Source organism: Serratia sp. KG1D (assembly GCF_037150675.1).
In the GTDB taxonomy this organism is placed as follows: Bacteria; Pseudomonadota; Gammaproteobacteria; order Enterobacterales; family Enterobacteriaceae; genus Serratia; species Serratia nematodiphila.
This window is the reverse complement of sequence record NZ_JBAGIH010000004.1, coordinates 54,792-74,630: the sequence shown is the minus strand read 5'-3', so window position 1 is coordinate 74,630 and position 19,839 is coordinate 54,792. Positions and strand designations below refer to the sequence as shown.

Below are 19,839 nucleotides of genomic sequence, written 5' to 3'. Positions count from 1 at the left end.
GACGCCGTGCGCCTTTTCATCACGCTTTTGCTCGGTTGCCTGCTGTGGCAACCGGCGCTGGCCGCCCCCGTGCCGACCGAGACCCAGCTCAAACAGGAGCTGAAGCAGGCGGAAAGCAGCAAAAACGCGCCGAATCAGGCGGAAACCACCGAGGCGCTGCAAAGCGCCCTCAACTGGCTGACGGAGCGCAAAGAGTCGCAGACTCGCTCCGAGCAGTATCAGAGAGTGATCGACGATTTCCCGAAGATGACGCAGGAACTGCGCCGTCAGTTGGTGCTGGAAAGCAACAAGATCCTGCCGAACGGCGACGATCTGCCGGCCGCCGAGCTGGAACAGCAGATCCTGCAAACCAGCAGCCTGCTGCTGGAACAGGCGCGCCTGCTGCAGCAAGAGCAGGATCGCACGCGGGAAATCAGCGATTCGCTCGGCCAGTTGCCGCAGCAGCAGACCGACGCTCGCCGTGCGCTGACGGAAGTGCAGCGCCGCCTGCAGGCGCAGCCCGCCAACCCGACCACGCCGTACGCGCAGGCCGCCCTGGCCCTGCTGCAGACCGAAGCGGCGGCGCGCAAAGCCAAAGTGGACGAGCTGGAGCTGGCGCAACTGTCGGCCAACAACCGGCAGGAGCTGGCGCGCATGCGCGCCGAGGTCTATAAAAAGCGCCACGAGAAAATAGACGTGCAGCTGCAGGCGCTGCGCAACAACCTCAATGCCCAGCGCCAACGCGAAGCGGAACTGGCGCTGGAAAAAACCGAGCAGTTGGCCGAGCAGAATGGCGACTTGCCAAGAAGCATCAGCCAGCAGTTGCAGATCAACCGCGAACTGTCCGCCGCGCTGAACAGCCAGGCGCAGCGCATGGATCTGATTTCGTCGCAGCAGCGGCAGGCGGCGGCGCAGACGCTGCAGGTGCGCCAGGCGCTGAGCACCATCATCGAACAGGCCCAATGGCTCGGCTCGTCGTCGGCGCTGGGGGAAACCCTGCGCGCCCAGGTGGCGACGCTGCCGGAAATGCCCAAGCCGCAACAGCTGGACGGCGACATGGCCCAGCTGCGCGTGCAGCGCCTGCAGTTTGAAAACCAGCTGGAAAAACTGTCGCAGCGCGAATTCAAGCGCGACGACGGCAGCGCGCTGACCAGCCAGGAGCAGCGCATCGTCGATGCCCAGCTGCGCACCCAGCGCGAGCTGCTGAACTCGCTGCTGTCCGGTTGCGACACCCAAATCCTCGAGCTGACCAAGCTGAAGGTGGCCAACACCCAGCTGATCGAAGCGTTGAACGAAATTCGCGACGCCACCCACCGCTATCTGTTCTGGGTGCCGGACGTCAATCCGATCAACTTCTCTTATCCGCTCAACGTGGCGCACGATCTAACGCGCGTCCTGTCGTTGGACACGCTGTCGCAGCTCGGCGGCGCCTTCATGATGATGGTGACCAGCCGCGAAACGCTGATCCCGATCTTCGGCGCCCTGCTGCTGGTGATTTTCAGCATCAGCTCGCGCAAGCACTATCACGCTTTCCTCGAGCGCGCCAGCAGCCGCGTCGGCAAGGTGACGCAGGACGAATTCTTCCTCACGGTGCGCACCGTGTTCTGGTCGATTCTGGTGGCGATGCCGCTGCCGGTGCTATGGGCCGCGCTCGGTTACGGCCTGCAAAGCGCCTGGAACTACCCGGTGGCGGAAGCGATCGGCAAAGGGGTGACCGCCACGCTGCCGATCCTGTGGATCTGCATGATCTGCGCCGCCTTCGCCCACCCGCAGGGGCTGTTCATCGTGCACTTCCGCTGGCCGGCGAAGCAGGTTTCGCGCGCCATGCGCTACTACAAGATGTCGATCTGGCTGATCGTGCCGCTGATCATGGCGCTGATCACCTTCGATAGCCTGAAAGAGCGCGAGTTCGCCAACACCCTGGGGCGGCTGTGCTTTATCCTGCTGTGTCTGGCGCTGGCGCTGGTCACCCACAGCCTGAAACGCGCCGGCATTCCGCTGTATCTGGATAAAAACGGCTCCGGCGACAACATGCTCAACAGCGCCTTCTGGGGGCTGCTGCTGTCGGCGCCGCTGCTGGCGGCGCTGGCCTCGACCGTCGGTTACCTCACCACCGCGCAGGCGCTGTTGGCGCGCCTGGAGACCTCGGTGGCGATCTGGTTCCTGTTGCTGGTCATCTACCACATCATCCGCCGCTGGATGCTGATCCAACGGCGGCGCATCGCCTTCGATCGCGCCAAACAGCGCCGCGCCGACATCCTGGCCCAGCGCGCCCGCGGCGAAGACGAAACCTCGCACACCCCGAACAGCACCGAAGGCGCCATCGATCCGGACGATTCGGACTTCGATCTGGACACCATCAGCGCCCAGTCGCTGCGGCTGGTGCGGTCGATCCTGACGCTGATCGCGCTGGTGTCGGTGATCGTGCTGTGGTCCGAGATCCACTCCGCGTTCGCCTTCCTGGAAAACATCTCGCTGTGGGACGTGACTTCGACGGTCAACGGCGTAGAGACCGCCCATCCGATCACCCTCGGCGCGGTGCTGATCGCCATTCTGGTGCTGATCATCACCATGCAGCTGGTGCGCAACCTGCCGGCGCTGCTGGAGCTGGCGGTGCTGCAGCACCTGGATCTGTCGCCGGGCACCGGCTACGCCATCACCACCATCACCAAGTACTTGCTGCTGCTGTTCGGCGCGGTGCTCAGCTTCGCCTGGATCGGCATCGAATGGTCAAAACTGCAGTGGGTGGTTACCGCGCTCAGTCTGGGGTTGGGCTTCGGCATGCAGGAGATCTTCTCCAACTTCATCTCCGGCCTGATCATCCTGTTCGAGAAACCGATCCGCATCGGCGACACCGTGACGATCCGCAACCTGACCGGCACCGTCACCAAGATCAATACCCGCGCCACCACCATTTCGGACTGGGATCGCAAAGAGATCATCGTGCCGAACAAAGCGTTCATCACCGAACAGTTCGTCAACTGGTCGCTGTCGGACACCCTGACCCGTGTGGTGCTGACCGTACCGGCGCCGGGCGAAGCCAACAGCGAGGAGGTGACCAAGATCCTGATGAACGCCGCCGAGCGCTGTTCGCTGGTGCTGGATAATCCGGCGCCGGAGGTTTACCTGGTCGATCTGCAACAGGGCATCCAGATCTTCGAGATGCGTATTTACGCCGCCGAGATGGGCCACCGCATGCCGCTGCGCCACGAGATCCACCAGCTGATCCTGGCGGGCTATCGCGAGCACGGCATCACGCTGCCGTACCCGCCGTTCCAGGTGCGCACCGAGACGCTGTCGCGGTTGACCAACAACGGCCGTACGCCGCCGTCTACGCCGGCGCCGAACACCAAGCGCGATGCCGGGGGGCTGTAAGCGCTTCTCGCGATAAAAAAAGGGTCGGCAAATGCCGACCCTTTTTGCTTTTTTCACCGCCTGAAACGTCAGGCGATCCCGACCGGAAAGGCTAATACGTCGCTCAGGCTCTCGGCGCCCAGCGCCAGCATCACCAGACGATCCACGCCCAGCGCTACGCCGGAACATTCCGGCATGCCGTGCTGCAATGCCGCCAACAGGTTGTAGTCGATCGGTTGCTGCGGCAGACCGCGCTCCGCGCGTTTGCGGTTGTCCTGCTCGAAGCGCTGCTGTTGTTCACGGCCGTCGGTCAGCTCGCGGAAACCGTTCGCCAGCTCAATGCCCTTGAAGTACACCTCAAAACGCTCCGCCACGCGGTGGTCTTCGGTGCTGATCTCCGCCAACGCCGCCTGGCTGGCCGGGAAGTGGTAAACGAACGCCGGCTTTTCACGGCCGATATGCGGTTCCACGCCCACGGTGAACAGCAGCTGCAGCAGCGTATCGCGATCTTCTTCGGTATCGGCGATGTTGCTCAGATCGAGTTTGGCCGCCGCTTCGCGCAGCTGCGCCTTCTCCGCCGACAGCGGATCGATGTCCAGATGGCGCAGGAACGCCTGCTGATAAGACAGGGTCTCCGCGCTCTCGCAGTCCAGCACCTGTTGCAGCAGATCGTCCACCTCATTCATCAGGCGGTACATGTCGTAGTGCGGACGGTACCACTCCAGCATGGTGAATTCGGGGTTGTGATGCCGCCCGGCTTCTTCATTGCGGAAGCTGCGCCCCATTTGGTAGATCGGGCCGCTGCCCGCCGCCAGCAGGCGCTTCATGTGATATTCCGGGCTGGTCATCATGTATAGCGTCAGGCCCTCTGCCGCCCCCGGCCCGACGAAACGCGTCTCGAACGGGAACAGGTGAACGTCGGTGACCGTCGCCTGGCTCATGGTGGGCGTCTCAACTTCCAGCACGCCACGATCGGCGAAGAAACGCCGGATCTCAGCCAGAATCGCTGCGCGTTTCAACAAATTGGCGATGGGTGCACTAGGCTGCCAGCTTGCCGTTTCGCTCATGGTAATTAACTCCGAAATCAAACAGGGGATGCAGTCTACTCGCATCCTTGCAGCCAAACAAATTCTTCACGATGCGCAACCGGCCATAACGCCAATTTCCGATAAATAGGCGGCAAAAGCGCGTTAAAAAGGGTAAAGCACGCCGAACGCGCGAAAAGGCAGGCAAGCCTGTTGGGCAAGCGTTAATCGACAAAACAATCGATCACATCAAATTTCGACTACTTAACTTTAGGTATAGTTAATTCCCCATTATTGGTGGGAGATATCTATCCTTAACCTTTAAGCAACATTAATCGGTTCAATTAGTTAGCACCCGAAGAGTTCGCTAAATTTTAAGCATAGATATTTAACTTGCCGTTCTTAACAAGAACATTGGAGGAATGCAGTGCAAACCTTTAACGCCGATCTTGCCATTATTGGGGCCGGGGGCGCTGGTTTACGTGCAGCAATAGCCGCAGCGGAAGCCAATCCCCAACTGAAAATCGCGCTGATCTCTAAGGTCTACCCGATGCGCAGCCACACGGTCGCCGCCGAGGGGGGCTCCGCCGCCGTCACTCAGGATCACGATACCTTCGACTACCACTTCCACGACACCGTCGCCGGCGGCGACTGGCTGTGCGAGCAGGACGTGGTCGATCACTTCGTGCATCAGTGCCCGCGCGAGATGACCCAGCTCGAACAATGGGGCTGCCCGTGGAGCCGCAAACCGGACGGTTCGGTCAACGTGCGGCGTTTCGGCGGCATGAAGATCGAACGCACCTGGTTCGCCGCCGACAAGACCGGCTTCCACATGCTGCACACCCTGTTCCAGACCTCGCTGAAATACCCGCAAATTCAACGCTTCGACGAGCACTTCGTGCTGGATATCCTGGTGGATGACGGCCAGGCGCGCGGCCTGGTGGCGCTCAACATGATGGAAGGCACCCGCGTGCAGATCCGCGCCAACGCGGTGGTGATGGCCACCGGCGGCGCCGGGCGCGTTTACCGCTACAACACCAACGGCGGCATCGTCACCGGCGACGGCATGGGCATGGCGTTCCACCACGGCGTACCGCTGCGCGACATGGAGTTCGTGCAGTATCACCCAACCGGCCTGCCCGGTTCCGGCATCCTGATGACCGAGGGCTGCCGCGGCGAAGGCGGCATCCTGGTGAACAAAGACGGCTACCGCTACCTGCAAGACTACGGCATGGGCCCGGAAACCCCGCTGGGCGAGCCGAAGAACAAATACATGGAGCTGGGCCCGCGCGACAAAGTGTCGCAGGCTTTCTGGCACGAATGGCGCGCCGGCCGCACCATCGCCACCCCACGCGGCGACGTGGTCTACCTCGATCTGCGCCACCTGGGCGAGAAAAAGCTGCTGGAACGGCTGCCGTTCATCTGCGAACTGGCCAAGGCCTATGTCGGCGTCGATCCGGTGAAAGATCCGATCCCGGTGCGCCCTACCGCGCACTACACCATGGGCGGCATTGAAACCGACCAGAACTGCGAAACCCGCATCAAGGGGCTGTTCGCGGTCGGCGAATGTTCCTCCGTCGGCCTGCACGGCGCCAACCGTCTCGGCTCCAACTCGCTGGCGGAACTGGTGGTATTCGGCCGCGTCGCTGGTGAGCACGCGGCGCGCCGCGCGCTGGAAACCGCGCCGGCCAACGGCGCCGCGCTGGATGCGCAAACCCGCGACGTCGAAACCCGCCTGAGCAACCTGATGAAGCAGGAAGGCAACGAAAACTGGGCGAAGATCCGCGACGAAATGGGGCTGTCGATGGAAGAAGGCTGCGGCATCTACCGCACGCCGGAGCTGATGCAAAAAACCATCGATAAGCTGGCCGAGCTGAAAGAGCGCTTCAAACGCGTCAAAATCACCGACAACACCAGCGTGTTCAATACCGATCTGCTGTACACCATCGAGCTGGGCTACGGCCTGGACGTCGCCGAATGCATGGCGCACTCCGCATTTAACCGCAAAGAGTCGCGTGGCGCCCACCAGCGCCTGGACGAAGGCTGCACCGAGCGTGACGACGTCAACTTCCTCAAGCATACGCTGGCGTTCCATAACCCGCAGGGCGCGCCGCGTCTCGAATACAGCGACGTGAAAATCACCAAGCTGCCGCCGGCCAAACGCGTCTACGGCGCAGAAGCCGAAGCGCAGGAGAAAAAGAATAAGGAGCAGGCAAATGGCTGAGATGCAAACCCTGAAGATCGACGTCATGCGCTATAACCCGGAAAGTGACGCCGAGCCGCATTTCGTCACTTACGCCGTGCCTTATGATGAACAGACCTCGCTGCTCGATGCGCTGGGCTACATCAAGGATAACCTGGCGCCAGACCTCTCCTACCGCTGGTCTTGCCGCATGGCGATCTGCGGCTCCTGCGGCATGATGGTCAACCGCGTGCCGAAGCTGGCGTGCAAAACCTTCCTGCGCGACTACGTCGGCGGCATGAAGGTCGAAGCGCTGGGCAACTTCCCGATCGAGCGCGATCTGGTGGTGGACATGACCCACTTCATCGAAAGCCTGGAGGCGATCAAACCGTACATCATCGGCAACGATCGCAAACCGGAGGATGGCCCGAACGTGCAGACCCCGGCGCAGATGGCCAAATACCACCAGTTCTCCGGCTGCATCAACTGCGGCCTGTGCTACGCCGCGTGCCCGCAGTTCGGCCTCAACCCCGAGTTTATCGGCCCGGCGGCGATCACGCTGGCGCACCGCTATAACCTGGACAACCGCGACCACGGCAAGAAACAGCGCATGCCGCAGCTCAACGGCCAAAACGGCGTCTGGAGCTGCACCTTCGTCGGCTATTGCTCTGAAGTCTGCCCGAAACACGTCGATCCCGCCGCCGCCATCCAGCAGGGCAAGGTGGAGAGCGCCAAAGACTTCATGATCGCCATGCTGAAGCCGCAATAAGGGAGAAAAATTGCCATGACAACTCAACGTAAGCCCTATGTGCGCACCATGACGCCCACCTGGTGGCAAAAGCTCGGCTTCTACCGTTTCTACATGCTGCGCGAAGGCACCTCGGTGCTGGCGGTGTGGTTCAGCATCGTGCTGCTCTACGGCGTGTTCGCGCTGAAGGGCGGCGCCGAGAGCTGGGCCAGCTTCGTCGGTTTCTTGCAGAATCCGCTGGTGCTGTTGATCAACGTCGTCGCCCTGCTGGCGGCGGCGCTGCATACCAAAACCTGGTTCGATCTGGCGCCGAAGGCCGCCAATATCGTGGTCAACAGCGAGAAAATGGGGCCGGGCCCCATCGTGAAAGGGCTGTGGGCCGTCACCATCGTCGTCAGCGTGGTCATCCTGGCCGTGGCCCTGATCTAATCCGGAGGAAACATGATAAATCAAGCACCTAAACGTTCCGACGAGCCGGTTTTCTGGGGATTGTTCGGCGCCGGCGGTATGTGGGGGGCGATCGTCGCGCCGGCCATCGTGCTGCTGATCGGCATTCTGCTGCCGCTGGGGCTGTTCCCCGGTGAGGCGCTGGGTTACGAGCGCGTGCTGGCGTTCTGCCAGAGCCTGATCGGCCGCCTGTTCCTGCTGCTGATGATCATTCTGCCGCTGTGGTGCGGCCTGCACCGCATCCACCATGCGATGCACGATCTGAAGATCCACGTGCCGGCCGGCAAGTGGGTGTTCTACGGTCTGGCGGCGATCCTTAGCGTGGTCACCGTCATCGGCGTCGTCACGCTGTAAACCGCTCAGGCGGCCAACGCCCGTTGGCCGCCCTTTTCTCATCGGCTACACTGTCTACTCGCCCCCGGTAAACAGGAGTCACCGATGCGTTTATGGTCAAAGCTTAGCGTCATGCTTTCCGCCCTGCTCTCCGTCGCTTGCAGCGTCTCCCCGCCTAAAGACATCAAGGTCGTGACCCCTTTCGACAGCCAGCGCTATCTCGGCACCTGGTATGAGATTGCACGTCTGGATCATCGCTTTGAACGCGGTTTGCAGCAGGTGACCGCCCACTACAGCCCGCGCGCCGACGGCGGACTGAAAGTCATCAATCGCGGCTTTAATCCGCAGAAACAGCAATGGCAAGAAAGCGAAGGCAAAGCCTACTTTATCGGTTCACCGCAGGTCGCGGCGCTGAAAGTGTCGTTCTTCGGCCCCTTCTACGGCGGCTATAACGTGATTGCCCTGGACCCGGACTACCGCTACGCGCTGGTTTGCGGCTCGAACCGCGACTATCTGTGGATCCTGTCGCGCACGCCGACGCTTGACGCCGCCGTGCGCGACCGTTTATTGCAGACAGCCAAAGGCTACGGTTTCGCCACCGACAAGCTGATCTGGGTGCAGCAGTCCGCCGATCAGTGACTGCTGAACTTCAACCCGAGGATGCCGACCACGATCAGGCACAGGCTGATGATGCGCGCGATATTGGTCGATTCCCCCAACAGCACCATGCCCATGATGGCCGCGCCCACCGCGCCGATGCCGGTCCACACCGCGTAGGCGGTGCCGGCGGGCAGCGTTTTCATGGCGTTGGCCAACAGCAACATGCTGACCACCATCGCGGCGATGGTGATAATGCTCGGCGTCAGCCGGGTAAAACCGTGGGTGTATTTCAGACCGATAGCCCAAACCACTTCGAGCAAACCGGCGATAAGCAGAATAATCCAGGCCATGAGACGGCCTCCCTACCACTGGGGTCGTCCCCGATAAAATGACGCGTAAACGGGTCGTCCCGTTCAGCGAGGTGATGCATGACGGGTAACCTCACCCGCACTGCGGCAGGATAGCAGCAGCGTTAACGCTCAGGCAAGGGATAGAAATGTGGCGGCTCTCCGCAGCCGGAACGCCGCCGGGTGGAATGCGGATTATTCCGCGCTGCGCTGAATAGCCTTGCCGCCGGCCTGAATGTCTTCACCCACACCGCGGGTGGTATTGCAGGCGGTCAGCGAGCTCAAAATCATCAAAGAGAAGATCGCGATAATACTTTTCTTCAGCATAAGAAAGTCCTTATTTGTCGTTGATGAAAAAGTACGGCTTTCTAAGCGTAGTCAAAATTGACGGAGGGTGTGGGATCGTGACCGGCTTTGTGGCGCAAATACATCGGGTTAAAGGCAGGATCAGCTGGCCGTGCGGGAGATGGCGCCGCCGAGATGCTGAACGTCTTCGCCGAAACCGCGAAACGTATTGCAACTGCTGAGGGAGAAAAGGAACAACAGGGAGAGCACGGCCAACAGCGTTTTCTTGAACATGCGGATTTTCTGCCAACGAACGAGGATGGGATAAAACAGAGGAACCGCGGGGGTTCCTCTGTTTTGAAACTTACTTAACGCGAGAGACGTATTCGCCAGAGCGAGTGTCAACCTTGATCACTTCGCCGATCTGGACGAACAACGGCACTTTTACCACGGCGCCGGTGCTCAGGGTCGCCGGCTTGCCGCCAGTCCCTGCGGTATCGCCTTTCAGGCCAGGATCGGTATCGGTGATTTCCGCTTCGATAAAGTTCGGCGGCTGAACGGCGATTGGACGGCCATCCCACAGGGTGATGATGCACTCTGCGTTATCCTGCAGCCATTTGGCCGCGTCGCCGACGGTTTTGCCGTCAACCTGATGCTGTTCGAAAGACTCAGGGTGCATGAAGTGGTAGAACTCACCGTCGCTGTACAGGTAGTTCATGTTGGTGTCCATCACGTCTGCGCCTTCGCAAGAATCGGTAGACTTGAAGGTTTTTTCCACGCGGGTGCCGGTCAGCAGACGGCGCATTTTCACGCGTGCAAACGCCTGGCCTTTGCCCGGCTTAACGAACTCACTGGCTTCGACGGCGTAAGGTTCGCCCTCGAACATGATTTTAAGACCCGGACGGAAATCGTTGCTAGAATAAGTCGCCATGATGGCCCTCTGAATATTTGAACTGGTAGCTTAGCCAAAAAAATGGCACACATTATAACCCAAAGTACGGCACATAGAGAAGATTGGTTGCATCAACTCGCCGATGTTATTACCGATCCCGATGAATTACTGCAGCTTTTGTCACTGAATACGCACCCGGAACTGCCGCAGGGGCGCGATGCCCGCCGGCTGTTTGCCCTGCGCGTGCCGCGCGCCTTCGCTGCGCGCATGCGCCCCGGCGATGCCAACGACCCGCTGCTGCGCCAGGTGCTGACCGCCAGAGAGGAGTTCATCAACGCCCCTGGGTTCACTACCGATCCGCTCGATGAGCAGCGCAGCGTGGTGCCGGGCCTGCTGCACAAATACCGCAATCGCGCGCTGCTGCTGGTCAAAGGCGGCTGTGCGGTCAACTGCCGTTACTGCTTCCGCCGCCACTTCCCCTATCAGGATAATCAGGGCAACAAGAACAACTGGCGGCAGGCGCTGGATTATATCCGCCAACACCCGGAACTGGACGAGATCATTTTTTCCGGCGGCGATCCGCTGATGGCCAAAGACAGCGAGCTGGAGTGGCTGGTCGGCGAGCTGGAGACCATCCCGCACCTGAAACGCCTGCGCATTCACACCCGTCTGCCGGTGGTGATCCCGGCGCGCATTACGCCGGCGCTGTGCCGCCTGCTGTCGGCCTCGCGCCTGCAGGTTCTGATGGTCACGCATATCAACCACGCCAACGAAATCGACCGCGAGCTGCAGAGCGCCATGGCTCAGCTGCGCCTCGCCGGCGTCACGCTGCTCAATCAAAGCGTGCTGCTGCGCGACGTCAACGATGACGCCGACACGCTGGCCGCGCTCAGCAACGCGCTGTTCGACGCCGGCATCCTGCCCTACTACATTCACGTGCTGGACAAGGTGCAGGGCGCGGCGCACTTCATGGTCAGCGACGATGAAGCGCGCGTCATCATGCAGGCGCTGCTGAGCAAGGTGTCCGGTTATCTGGTGCCGCGCCTGACGCGTGAAGTGGGCGGCGAACCGAGCAAAACACCGATCGACCTGCGCCTGATGCAGGAGTGATGCGCGCCACATGGCCTGATGGAACGAAAAGAGGAATGCCGTGGCATTCCTCTTTTTTTATCTCTGTGCGGCGTTTGGCCTCAGCGCCTTACGGGCACTTGTAAACCTGGCCGACCATTTTGCTGTCCAGCGGCGCGAAGCTGGAGAGCAGGTTCTGGCTTGGGCTGTTGGCGCCGTAGATCACGTTGCCGCCCATTGCCGCCGCCTTGTTGCGCAGATCGTTGGCCGCACCGCGCATGGAGCTGCCCTCACCGCCGTTGCCGGACAGCCAGTTGCTCTGGGTGCCGGTCACTTCCCCCAGCAGCTGGCATTCCGCCGCCGGCTTGCTGTCGGTGAACTTGATCTGCTGACCCGCAGCGGTCAGTTCATGAGTGGTGCTGCAACCCGCCAGCAGCACCGCTGCCGAAAGACCCAGTAAGGCTTTAATCCGCATCTTGTTCCCCATTCGATGTTGAGAATTACGCAAAATCTTCTACCCGTCACCTTTCAAGCTGTAGCGTTGTTGACTGCACTCGCTCACCCCAGTTACTTACTCAAGTAAGCGCCTGGGGACTCACGAGCTGGCCGCCTAGCTACAACTTGAAATTCATAGGGTATATCAGAAAGCGATGCCATCTCTTAAGCATCCGTTGCCGCGCGAGCGGGCCAACGTCTTGAGCGACAGCTGATGACTAACCAGTTTACCAGTTAAATCGCCCCGGGCGGCAAAAATATCATCAAATACAGAGCGGCGGCATTATACCCAGCCGGCACCGGCCGCCGAAGCCGACGCTGCCGGCTCTCCCGCCAGTTGGAATACCGCCACCGCCTGCGCCAGCAGGGCCGCCTGCTCCTCCACGCCGACGGCGGTGGTCGCCACCTCTTCCACCAGCGCGGCATTCTGCTGGGTTACCTGATCCATCTGGGTCACCGCCACCCCGACCTGCTCAACGCCCTTGCTTTGCTCTTGCGACGCGTACGAGATGTTATCCATCAGCGACGTCACCTGGTTCACCGAGCCGACGATGGCATTCATCGTCTCGCCCGCCTGTTCCACCAGCCGCACGCCGGCGGCGATATCGCCGGTGACGCCGTCGACCAGGCTGCTGATCTCCTTGGCCGAAGTCGCGCAGCGCTGCGCCAGGTTGCGCACTTCGCCGGCCACCACCGCAAAACCCCGCCCCTGCTCCCCGGCGCGCGCGGCCTCGACGGCGGCGTTCAGCGCCAGAATGTTGGTCTGGAAGGCGATGCCGTCGATCACGCTGGTAATATCCCCCACCTGACGCGCGCTGTCGTTGATCGCCCGCATCTTGTCGACCGCGCTGGCCATCAGCGTTTCGCCGTTGCGGGCAATGCCGGCGGTCTGATTGACCATCCCGGCGGCCTGGTTGGCGTTATCGGCGTTTTGCCGCACCGTAGCGGTGATCTGTTCCATGCTGGCGGCGGTTTCCGTCAGCGCGCTGGCCTGTTCTTCTGTGCGGCTGGAAAGATCGGCGTTGCCGACGGCGATCTCATGCGTGCCGTGGTTGATCGACTCCACACCGTCACGCACCTGCTGCACGGTGGCGCTCAGCTCCTGCTGCATCGCCTGCAGGCTGGCGAACAGCATGCCAATCTCATCGTTGCTGCGCGCCACGATCTTGCTGCGCAGATCGCCACGCCCAACCTTTTGCAAATGTTCGGCAATCTGGCGCAGCGGCAGGATCAGGCGCCGGCGGAAATCACGCTGTACGGCGACCAGCAGCAGCAGGATCGCCGCCAGGGTGCCGCTCAGCAGGCGGGCGAACACTTTCTGAGTCTGCTCCGCCTCCTCCACCGCCAGACGGTGGGCGGCCACCGTGGCCCGCATGTAGTCGGCAAACTGGCCGTCCAACCGTTGGCGCACCTGACGCTTCTCGGCCGCCATGGCGTGCAGCCGTTCAATCAACGATGCCTGCGGCGTCTCGGCCAGCAGCGTCAACTCTTGCTTCAGCACTCTCTGCTGCGCCAGGTAGACCTTTTTCATCGCCTCGCCCAGCTCCGGGCGCGATACCGTCAGGCCCGGCGTATCCCAGAACAGATTGAAAGCAACATCGGCGCCGCGCAGCTCGCCGCGCGCCTCATCAATGCCCTGCTGAATATCGGCTCTGCTGGTCTGCGCCATACGCTCGAACGCCAGGTTGTCGATCAGCGTCTGCGTTTGCAGCAAGGAACGCCAGCTGCGGTTCAGCGCCGCTTCCTCGTCGGAGAAAGTGCTCATCCTGCCGATGCTGTTGCCGTTTTGCTGCATGAAATAGAAGGCGATGGCGCCGGTTCCCATGGGCATCAAGCCCAGCAGCAACAGCATCAACATCAGCCAGGTGGCTATTTTCATATTTTTCAGCATAAGTCGTCTCCGTTGACAGTCACCCCGGCGGGGGAAAATTCCCCGCCCGGTAGGGGCTATATCGGTACGAAACGACAACGGTTTAGGGTAAAAGCAAAATAATGCAATAATTCATTCAGTGAACTAATAATGCGCTAAACAAACATTCTTTTTATTGATTTTTAAGATAAAAAAACCCCGGTCGTTTGACCGGGGTTCTCAGCACACAAGCGTGTGGGGAATGATTACATCATGCCGCCCATACCGCCCATGCCACCCATGCCGCCTGCTGCGCCCAGATCCGGTGCGTCAGCCTTCGGCAGGTCGGTGACCATGCATTCGGTGGTGATCATCAGGCCAGCCACAGAAGCCGCGTACTGCAGAGCAGAACGGGTCACTTTGGTTGGATCCAGGATACCCATCGCGATCATGTCGCCGTATTCTTCAGAGTAAGCGTTGTAGCCGTAGCTGCCTTCGCCCGCTTTCACCTGGTTGGCGATAACGGAAGCTTCTTCACCGGCGTTAACCACGATCTGACGCAGAGGGGCTTCCATTGCGCGCAGCGCAACTTTGATACCCACGTTCTGGTCTTCGTTGTCGCCTTTCAGCGCGGCGATTTTGCCTGCAACGCGGATCAGCGCGACGCCGCCGCCGGCAACCACGCCTTCTTCCACTGCGGCGCGGGTTGCGTGCAGGGCGTCTTCAACGCGGGCTTTCTTCTCTTTCATTTCAACTTCAGTCGCTGCGCCAACCTTGATAACGGCAACGCCGCCGGCCAGTTTCGCTACGCGCTCCTGCAGTTTTTCACGATCGTAGTCAGAGGTCGCTTCTTCGATCTGCTGACGGATCTGAGCAACGCGGCCCTGGATGGTCGCTTCGTCGCCCACGCCATCGATGATGATGGTGGTGTCTTTGTTGATGACAACGCGTTTCGCCTGACCCAGGTCTTCCAGGGTGGCTTTTTCCAGCTCCAGACCGATCTCTTCAGAGATAACGGTACCGGCAGTCAGGGTCGCGATGTCCTGCAGCATGGCTTTACGACGGTCGCCGAAGCCAGGCGCCTTAACGGCAGCCACTTTCACGATGCCGCGCATGGTGTTGACCACCAGGGTCGCCAGCGCTTCACCTTCAACGTCTTCAGCGATGATCAGCAGCGGTTTGCCTGCTTTGGCAACGGCTTCCAGCACCGGCAGCATTTCGCGGATGTTGGAGATCTTCTTGTCAGCCAGCAGGATGAACGGGCTTTCCAGCTCAACAGAACCGGTTTCCGGCTTGTTGATGAAGTATGGGGACAGGTAACCGCGGTCGAACTGCATACCTTCAACCACGTCCAGCTCGTCTTGCAGGCCGGTGCCTTCTTCAACGGTGATAACGCCTTCTTTGCCCACTTTCTCCATCGCTTCCGCGATCAGTTTACCCACGGTTTCGTCGGAGTTGGCGGAGATGGTGCCCACCTGAGCGATAGCTTTGGAATCGGAGCAAGGTACGGACAGTTTTTTCAGTTCTTCAACCGCAGCGACAACCGCTTTGTCGATGCCGCGCTTCAGATCCATCGGGTTCATGCCGGCAGCAACCGCTTTCAGGCCTTCGGTGATGATGGATTGAGCCAGTACGGTTGCCGTGGTGGTGCCGTCGCCCGCCGCGTCGTTCGCTTTGGAGGCCACTTCTTTCACCATCTGTGCGCCCATGTTCTCGAACTTGTCTTCCAGCTCGATTTCACGCGCAACGGAAACGCCGTCTTTGGTGATGGTCGGTGCGCCGAAAGATTTATCCAGCACTACGTTGCGGCCTTTCGGGCCCAGGGTCACTTTTACTGCATCAGCGAGAACATTCACGCCGCGGAGCATTTTCACGCGAGCGTCATTGCCGAATTTTACGTCTTTAGCTGCCATTGGTATTTCCCTTCAACTCGTTCAGTTCAGAAGATAAAGCGCAATTACGCTTCAACAATTGCCAGAATGTCGCTTTCGGACATGATCAACACTTCTTCATTGTCGATCTTCTCTGCTTTCACGCCGTAGCCGTCGTTGAAAATCACGATATCGCCAACTTTCACATCCAGCGGTTGGATGTTGCCGTTTTCCAGCACACGCCCTTTACCCACTGCAACCACTTCACCGCGAGTGGATTTACCCGCAGCAGAGCCAGTCAGGACGATGCCGCCAGCAGATTTTGATTCAACTTCTTTGCGCTTGACGATAACGCGGTCATGCAATGGACGAATACTCATTGAACGCTCTCCTGTAAGAAGGTCTCTATCAGATTTAGGGTTGTACACCGGATGGTTGTTATTACCGGCCTCGTGGCATTTGAGATGGGGGCGTTCCAGCCTCCTTCAAGGGGGCTAACGAAAAAAATTTCGCATTTTTGGTTCGGCGAGTGCCGCAGAGATGAAAAACGCGGCCTGGGCCGCGTTTGCTTAACGATCGTGAGGTTTGCGATCCTCGTCCGGGCGGTGTTCCAGCACCGGGCGCTCGTCGTCCTTGCGCTGGAATTCGCCGTCAAAGGTGTTGCCGTTGGCGGCGTCGCCGCCCGTCCAACCGCCGGGGCGATACACCGACAGATGCGGCATCAGCTTCAGCGTCAGCGATTTTTGCACCGGCGGCAGCAGCAGCAGCAGGCCGAGGAAGTCGGTGAAGAAGCCCGGAATCAGCAGCAGGAAGCCCGCCAGCACCAGCGAAACGCTTTTCACCATTTCCGCCGCCGGGCTTTCGCCGGCCGCCAGTTTTTGCTGCATCTGCACGAAGGTTTTCATGCCCTGATTGCGCACCAGCGAAATGCCGACGCAGGAGCTGAACACCACCAGCAACAGGGTGACAGCCACGCCGAGCACGGCGGCGACTTTGATAAAGATGGATATTTCTATGTAAGCCAGCAGAAATATCAGCAGTAGCGGTAACCAGCGCACCTGGTTCTCCTATCGGTAGGTAAAGCACGGCCGCCACGGGGGCGACAGCGCGAAAAAAGAGGCCGTAAACGACCGACACCATTACAATGAGGGCATCCCCCCACCATTTCAACCGAGAGCCGGTTTTTATTGCTAAAGTTCACAAACGTGAAAGAAGTCACAGAACCGGAAAAGGGCATATCCTTAAACACCATAAGGTGATCTGGATTCAGTCATTTCTTATCAACCAGCATATGATCTGGGCAGCAACGGGCGATTTGGTTAATCGTTTCACGCCCCAAGCCTTCGGCAATATTAATTTAGGCTGTGCCCTTTAGCCTTGACCTGACAAATTATTAATTCGGCAGCAACACATAGAGAAGGTTCTCATGTCAAACAACATTCGTATCGAAGAAGACCTGTTAGGAACACGTGAAGTCCCCGCAGACGCTTACTACGGAGTTCACACTCTGCGTGCGATTGAAAACTTCTACATCAGCAACAGCAAAATCAGCGATGTCCCCGAGTTCGTTCGCGGCATGGTGATGGTGAAAAAGGCCGCGGCGATGGCCAACAAAGAACTCAAAACCATCCCGCGCAAAATCGCCGACGTGATCATCCAGGCCTGCGACGAGGTGCTGGATAAAGGCAAGTGCATGGATCAGTTCCCGGTGGACGTATTCCAGGGCGGCGCGGGCACCTCGCTGAACATGAACACCAACGAAGTGCTGGCGAACATTGGCCTGGAGCTGATGGGCCACCAAAAAGGCGAATACCAGTACCTGAACCCGAACGATCACCTCAATAAATGCCAGTCCACCAACGACGCCTACCCGACCGGGTTCCGCATCGCGGTGTACGCCTCCAACCAGAAACTGATCGACGCCATCAACCAGCTGCGCGAAGGCTTCGATCGCAAGGCGAAAGAGTTCGAAACCATCCTGAAGATGGGCCGTACCCAGCTGCAGGACGCGGTGCCGATGACCCTCGGCCAGGAATTCCACGCCTTCAGCGTGCTGCTGAACGAAGAGACCCGCAACCTGCACCGCACCGCGGAGCTGCTGCTGGAAGTGAACCTGGGCGCCACCGCCATCGGCACCGCGCTCAACACCCCGGAAGGCTACCAGCCGCTGGCGGTGAAAAAACTGGCGGAAGTCAGCGGCCTGCCGGTGGTGCCGGCGGAAGACCTGATCGAAGCCACCTCCGACTGCGGCGCCTACGTGATGGTGCACAGCGCGCTCAAACGCCTGGCGGTGAAACTGTCCAAAATCTGTAACGACCTGCGCCTGCTCTCCTCCGGCCCGCGCGCCGGCCTGAACGAAATCAACCTGCCGGAGCTGCAGGCGGGATCGTCCATCATGCCGGCCAAAGTGAACCCGGTGGTGCCGGAAGTGGTCAATCAGGTGTGTTTCAAGGTGATTGGCAACGACACTTGCGTTACCATGGCGGCCGAAGCGGGCCAGCTGCAGTTGAACGTGATGGAGCCGGTGATCGGCCAGGCGATGTTCGAGTCGATCCACATCCTGACCAACGCTTGCTACAACCTGCTGGAAAAATGCATTAACGGCATCACCGCGAATAAAGAAGTCTGCGAACACTACGTCTTCAACTCGATCGGTATCGTCACCTATCTGAACCCGTTCATCGGCCACCACAACGGTGACATCGTCGGGAAGATCTGCGCCGAAACCGGCAAGAGCGTGCGTGAAGTGGTGCTGGAACGCGGCCTGCTGACCGAAGCCGAGCTGGATGACATCTTCTCCGTGGAGAACCTGATGCACCCGGCCTATAAAGCCAAACGCTATACGGATGAAAATGAACAATAACAGACCTACCCGGTAGCCCTGAAAGGCACGCTAAATCCTCTGGATAGCGTGCCTTTTTACTTTTAGGCGCCCACAAAATTTTAACGTTTGATTTTCAATTTCTCTCATTTTAAGGAGTAAACACTATGCTAGCCTTGGAATTGGTTATCGTTCTGCTGGCCATCTTTTTAGGGGCCAGGTTGGGCGGTATCGGTATCGGGTTCGCGGGGGGGTTGGGCGTTCTGGTCCTGGCGCTGATCGGCGTCAAGCCGGGCAGCATCCCTTTCGACGTGATTTCCATCATCATGGCGGTGATCGCGGCGATCTCCGCCATGCAGGTCGCCGGGGGGATGGACTACCTGGTGCAGCAGACTGAAAAACTGCTGCGCAAGAACCCCAAACATATCACCATTCTCGCCCCTATCGTCACCTACTTCCTGACCATCTTCGCCGGCACCGGCAACATCTCGCTCTCGGCGCTGCCGGTGATCGCCGAGGTGGCGAAAGAACAGGGCATCAAACCTTGCCGGCCGCTGTCGACCGCCGTGGTCTCCGCCCAGATCGCCATCACCGCCTCGCCGATCTCCGCCGCGGTGGTGTACATGTCTTCGGTGATGGAAGGCCACGGCGTCAGCTACCTGCATCTGCTGATGGTGGTGATCCCGTCCACCTTCTGCGCGGTGCTGGTGATGTCGCTGCTGGTGACCTGGCTGTTCGACTCCAAACTGTCTAACGACCCGGTGTACCTGAAACGCCTGGAAGAGGGCCTGATCACCCTGCGCGGCAACAACGCGCTGGCGATCAAACCGCGCGCCAAAACCTCGGTGCTGCTGTTCCTGCTGGGCGTGCTGTGCGTGGTGGCCTACGCCATCATCAACAGCCCGGGCCTGGGCCTGGTGGCCAAGCCGCTGATGAACACCACCAACGCCATCCTGATCATCATGCTGAGCGTCGCCACGCTGACCACCCTGCTGTGCCGCGTCGACACCGACATGGTGCTGAACTCCAGCACCTTCAAGGCCGGCATGAGCGCCTGTATCTGTATCCTCGGCGTCGCCTGGCTGGGCGACACCTTCGTGCAGGCCAATATCGATTGGATCAAAGAGACGGCCGGCAGCGTCATTCAGGCGCACCCGTGGCTGCTGGCGGTGATCTTCTTCTTCTGCTCGGCGCTGCTGTACTCGCAGGCCGCCACCGCCAAGGCGCTGATGCCGATGGCGCTGGCGCTGAACGTGTCGCCGCTGACCGCCGTCGCCTCCTTCGCCGCCGTTTCCGGCCTGTTCATCCTGCCGACCTACCCGACGCTGGTCGCCGCGGTGCAGATGGACGATACCGGCACCACGCGCATCGGCCGCTTCGTGTTCAACCATCCGTTCTTCATTCCCGGCACCATGGGCGTGATCTTCGCGGTGGTATTCGGCTTCCTGCTCGGCAGCGTCATGCTGTAACGCTTCGACCGGGGCTGCGGCCCCGGTTTTCCTTCTGGCGATAAACTCGCCTTCTAGCCAATCCGCCTTCAGGG

The 19,839-nt window shown here is 60.0% G+C and carries 19 protein-coding genes; 9 read left to right on the top strand and 10 right to left on the bottom strand.

Annotation, left to right across the window (positions count from 1 at the left end):
- Positions 1-6: 6 nt before the first annotated feature.
- Positions 7-3,354 (top strand): miniconductance mechanosensitive channel MscM, encoded by a 3,348-nt coding sequence (mscM, locus tag WFM45_RS18415; protein WP_033631604.1) that lies wholly within the window; start codon positions 7-9, stop codon positions 3,352-3,354.
- Between the two features lie 68 nt (positions 3,355-3,422).
- Here the strand turns inward: mscM and epmA are convergent, their stop codons facing one another.
- Positions 3,423-4,400, bottom strand: coding sequence for an elongation factor P--(R)-beta-lysine ligase (gene epmA / locus WFM45_RS18410; protein ID WP_004929681.1), 978 nt, complete (start codon positions 4,398-4,400; stop codon positions 3,423-3,425).
- Between the two features lie 385 nt (positions 4,401-4,785).
- Here epmA and frdA point away from each other — a divergent pair, with 385 nt between their 5' ends.
- The 5 genes from frdA (at position 4,786) to blc (ending at position 8,707) form a co-directional block, all read left to right on the top strand.
- Positions 4,786-6,582: a fumarate reductase (quinol) flavoprotein subunit gene (gene frdA, locus WFM45_RS18405; protein ID WP_033631602.1), complete on the top strand. Its 1,797-nt coding sequence runs from the start codon at positions 4,786-4,788 to the stop codon at positions 6,580-6,582.
- Positions 6,575-7,309: a succinate dehydrogenase/fumarate reductase iron-sulfur subunit gene (locus tag WFM45_RS18400; protein WP_004929676.1), complete on the top strand. Its 735-nt coding sequence runs from the start codon at positions 6,575-6,577 to the stop codon at positions 7,307-7,309. Before frdA ends, WFM45_RS18400 begins: the two co-directional genes overlap by 8 nt.
- A gap of 15 nt (positions 7,310-7,324) precedes the next feature.
- Positions 7,325-7,717 carry a fumarate reductase subunit FrdC gene (gene frdC, locus WFM45_RS18395; RefSeq protein ID WP_033654886.1) on the top strand — a complete coding sequence of 131 codons (393 nt, stop codon included), beginning with the start codon at positions 7,325-7,327 and terminating at the stop codon, positions 7,715-7,717.
- A 12-nt stretch (positions 7,718-7,729) separates the two neighbouring features.
- The gene (gene frdD, locus WFM45_RS18390; RefSeq protein ID WP_042783508.1) at positions 7,730-8,089 is read left to right on the top strand and encodes a fumarate reductase subunit FrdD; all 360 of its coding nucleotides are present in this window, start codon (positions 7,730-7,732) and stop codon (positions 8,087-8,089) included.
- An 84-nt stretch (positions 8,090-8,173) separates the two neighbouring features.
- A complete protein-coding gene (gene blc / locus WFM45_RS18385; RefSeq protein WP_336956755.1) occupies positions 8,174-8,707 on the top strand; it encodes an outer membrane lipoprotein Blc in 534 nt (177 codons plus the stop codon).
- On the opposite strand, the gene sugE is transcribed toward blc, so the two are convergent.
- The 4 genes from sugE to efp form a co-directional block, all read right to left on the bottom strand.
- On the bottom strand, positions 8,701-9,018 hold the full coding sequence (gene sugE / locus WFM45_RS18380) for a quaternary ammonium compound efflux SMR transporter SugE (protein ID WP_004929669.1): 318 nt from the start codon (positions 9,016-9,018) through the stop codon (positions 8,701-8,703). The genes blc and sugE overlap by 7 nt on opposite strands.
- 192 nt (positions 9,019-9,210) lie before the next feature.
- Positions 9,211-9,342, bottom strand: a complete 132-nt coding sequence (locus WFM45_RS18375) for an entericidin A/B family lipoprotein (RefSeq protein WP_004929668.1) — start codon at positions 9,340-9,342, stop codon at positions 9,211-9,213.
- A gap of 120 nt (positions 9,343-9,462) precedes the next feature.
- The gene (locus tag WFM45_RS18370) at positions 9,463-9,594 is read right to left on the bottom strand and encodes an entericidin A/B family lipoprotein (protein ID WP_004929667.1); all 132 of its coding nucleotides are present in this window, start codon (positions 9,592-9,594) and stop codon (positions 9,463-9,465) included.
- 70 nt (positions 9,595-9,664) lie between these two features.
- Positions 9,665-10,231, bottom strand: a complete 567-nt coding sequence (gene efp, locus WFM45_RS18365; RefSeq protein WP_004929666.1) for an elongation factor P — start codon at positions 10,229-10,231, stop codon at positions 9,665-9,667.
- Positions 10,232-10,273: 42 nt separating this feature from the next.
- Here efp and epmB point away from each other — a divergent pair, with 42 nt between their 5' ends.
- Positions 10,274-11,302 carry an EF-P beta-lysylation protein EpmB gene (gene epmB / locus WFM45_RS18360; RefSeq protein WP_004929665.1) on the top strand — a complete coding sequence of 343 codons (1,029 nt, stop codon included), beginning with the start codon at positions 10,274-10,276 and terminating at the stop codon, positions 11,300-11,302.
- Between the two features lie 88 nt (positions 11,303-11,390).
- Here epmB and WFM45_RS18355 read toward each other — a convergent pair whose 3' ends face one another.
- The 5 genes from WFM45_RS18355 to WFM45_RS18335 all read right to left on the bottom strand — a co-directional run bounded on the left by WFM45_RS18355 (position 11,391) and on the right by WFM45_RS18335 (position 16,533).
- Positions 11,391-11,735, bottom strand: a complete 345-nt coding sequence (locus WFM45_RS18355) for a DUF4156 domain-containing protein (RefSeq protein ID WP_004929664.1) — start codon at positions 11,733-11,735, stop codon at positions 11,391-11,393.
- A gap of 303 nt (positions 11,736-12,038) precedes the next feature.
- Positions 12,039-13,646: a methyl-accepting chemotaxis protein gene (locus tag WFM45_RS18350; protein WP_033631598.1), complete on the bottom strand. Its 1,608-nt coding sequence runs from the start codon at positions 13,644-13,646 to the stop codon at positions 12,039-12,041.
- Positions 13,647-13,870: 224 nt separating this feature from the next.
- On the bottom strand, positions 13,871-15,517 hold the full coding sequence (gene groL / locus WFM45_RS18345; RefSeq protein ID WP_004929662.1) for a chaperonin GroEL: 1,647 nt from the start codon (positions 15,515-15,517) through the stop codon (positions 13,871-13,873).
- A 44-nt stretch (positions 15,518-15,561) separates the two neighbouring features.
- Positions 15,562-15,855: a co-chaperone GroES gene (locus tag WFM45_RS18340; protein ID WP_004929661.1), complete on the bottom strand. Its 294-nt coding sequence runs from the start codon at positions 15,853-15,855 to the stop codon at positions 15,562-15,564.
- Positions 15,856-16,044: 189 nt separating this feature from the next.
- Positions 16,045-16,533 carry an FxsA family protein gene (locus WFM45_RS18335; protein ID WP_004929660.1) on the bottom strand — a complete coding sequence of 163 codons (489 nt, stop codon included), beginning with the start codon at positions 16,531-16,533 and terminating at the stop codon, positions 16,045-16,047.
- Positions 16,534-16,901: 368 nt separating this feature from the next.
- Between WFM45_RS18335 and aspA the strand changes: the two genes are divergently transcribed.
- The gene (gene aspA / locus WFM45_RS18330; protein ID WP_085337532.1) at positions 16,902-18,338 is read left to right on the top strand and encodes an aspartate ammonia-lyase; all 1,437 of its coding nucleotides are present in this window, start codon (positions 16,902-16,904) and stop codon (positions 18,336-18,338) included.
- 125 nt (positions 18,339-18,463) lie between these two features.
- A complete protein-coding gene (locus WFM45_RS18325; protein WP_076740826.1) occupies positions 18,464-19,765 on the top strand; it encodes an anaerobic C4-dicarboxylate transporter in 1,302 nt (433 codons plus the stop codon).
- The last annotated feature ends 74 nt before the right edge of the window (positions 19,766-19,839 follow it).

Bases quoted from the DNA above. Each gene is read 5' to 3' on its own strand.
- epmA (WP_004929681.1), bottom strand. From the start codon at position 4,400: ATGAGCGAAACGGCAAGCTGGCAGCCTAGTGCACCCATCGCCAATTTG.
- WFM45_RS18400 (WP_004929676.1), top strand. From the start codon at position 6,575: ATGGCTGAGATGCAAACCCTGAAGATCGACGTCATGCGCTATAACCCG.
- frdC (WP_033654886.1), top strand. From the start codon at position 7,325: ATGACAACTCAACGTAAGCCCTATGTGCGCACCATGACGCCCACCTGG.
- frdD (WP_042783508.1), top strand. From the start codon at position 7,730: ATGATAAATCAAGCACCTAAACGTTCCGACGAGCCGGTTTTCTGGGGA.
- blc (WP_336956755.1), top strand. From the start codon at position 8,174: ATGCGTTTATGGTCAAAGCTTAGCGTCATGCTTTCCGCCCTGCTCTCC.
- sugE (WP_004929669.1), bottom strand. From the start codon at position 9,018: ATGGCCTGGATTATTCTGCTTATCGCCGGTTTGCTCGAAGTGGTTTGG.
- WFM45_RS18375 (WP_004929668.1), bottom strand. From the start codon at position 9,342: ATGCTGAAGAAAAGTATTATCGCGATCTTCTCTTTGATGATTTTGAGC.
- WFM45_RS18370 (WP_004929667.1), bottom strand. From the start codon at position 9,594: ATGTTCAAGAAAACGCTGTTGGCCGTGCTCTCCCTGTTGTTCCTTTTC.
- efp (WP_004929666.1), bottom strand. From the start codon at position 10,231: ATGGCGACTTATTCTAGCAACGATTTCCGTCCGGGTCTTAAAATCATG.
- epmB (WP_004929665.1), top strand. From the start codon at position 10,274: ATGGCACACATTATAACCCAAAGTACGGCACATAGAGAAGATTGGTTG.
- WFM45_RS18355 (WP_004929664.1), bottom strand. From the start codon at position 11,735: ATGCGGATTAAAGCCTTACTGGGTCTTTCGGCAGCGGTGCTGCTGGCG.
- WFM45_RS18350 (WP_033631598.1), bottom strand. From the start codon at position 13,646: ATGCTGAAAAATATGAAAATAGCCACCTGGCTGATGTTGATGCTGTTG.
- groL (WP_004929662.1), bottom strand. From the start codon at position 15,517: ATGGCAGCTAAAGACGTAAAATTCGGCAATGACGCTCGCGTGAAAATG.
- WFM45_RS18340 (WP_004929661.1), bottom strand. From the start codon at position 15,855: ATGAGTATTCGTCCATTGCATGACCGCGTTATCGTCAAGCGCAAAGAA.
- aspA (WP_085337532.1), top strand. From the start codon at position 16,902: ATGTCAAACAACATTCGTATCGAAGAAGACCTGTTAGGAACACGTGAA.
- WFM45_RS18325 (WP_076740826.1), top strand. From the start codon at position 18,464: ATGCTAGCCTTGGAATTGGTTATCGTTCTGCTGGCCATCTTTTTAGGG.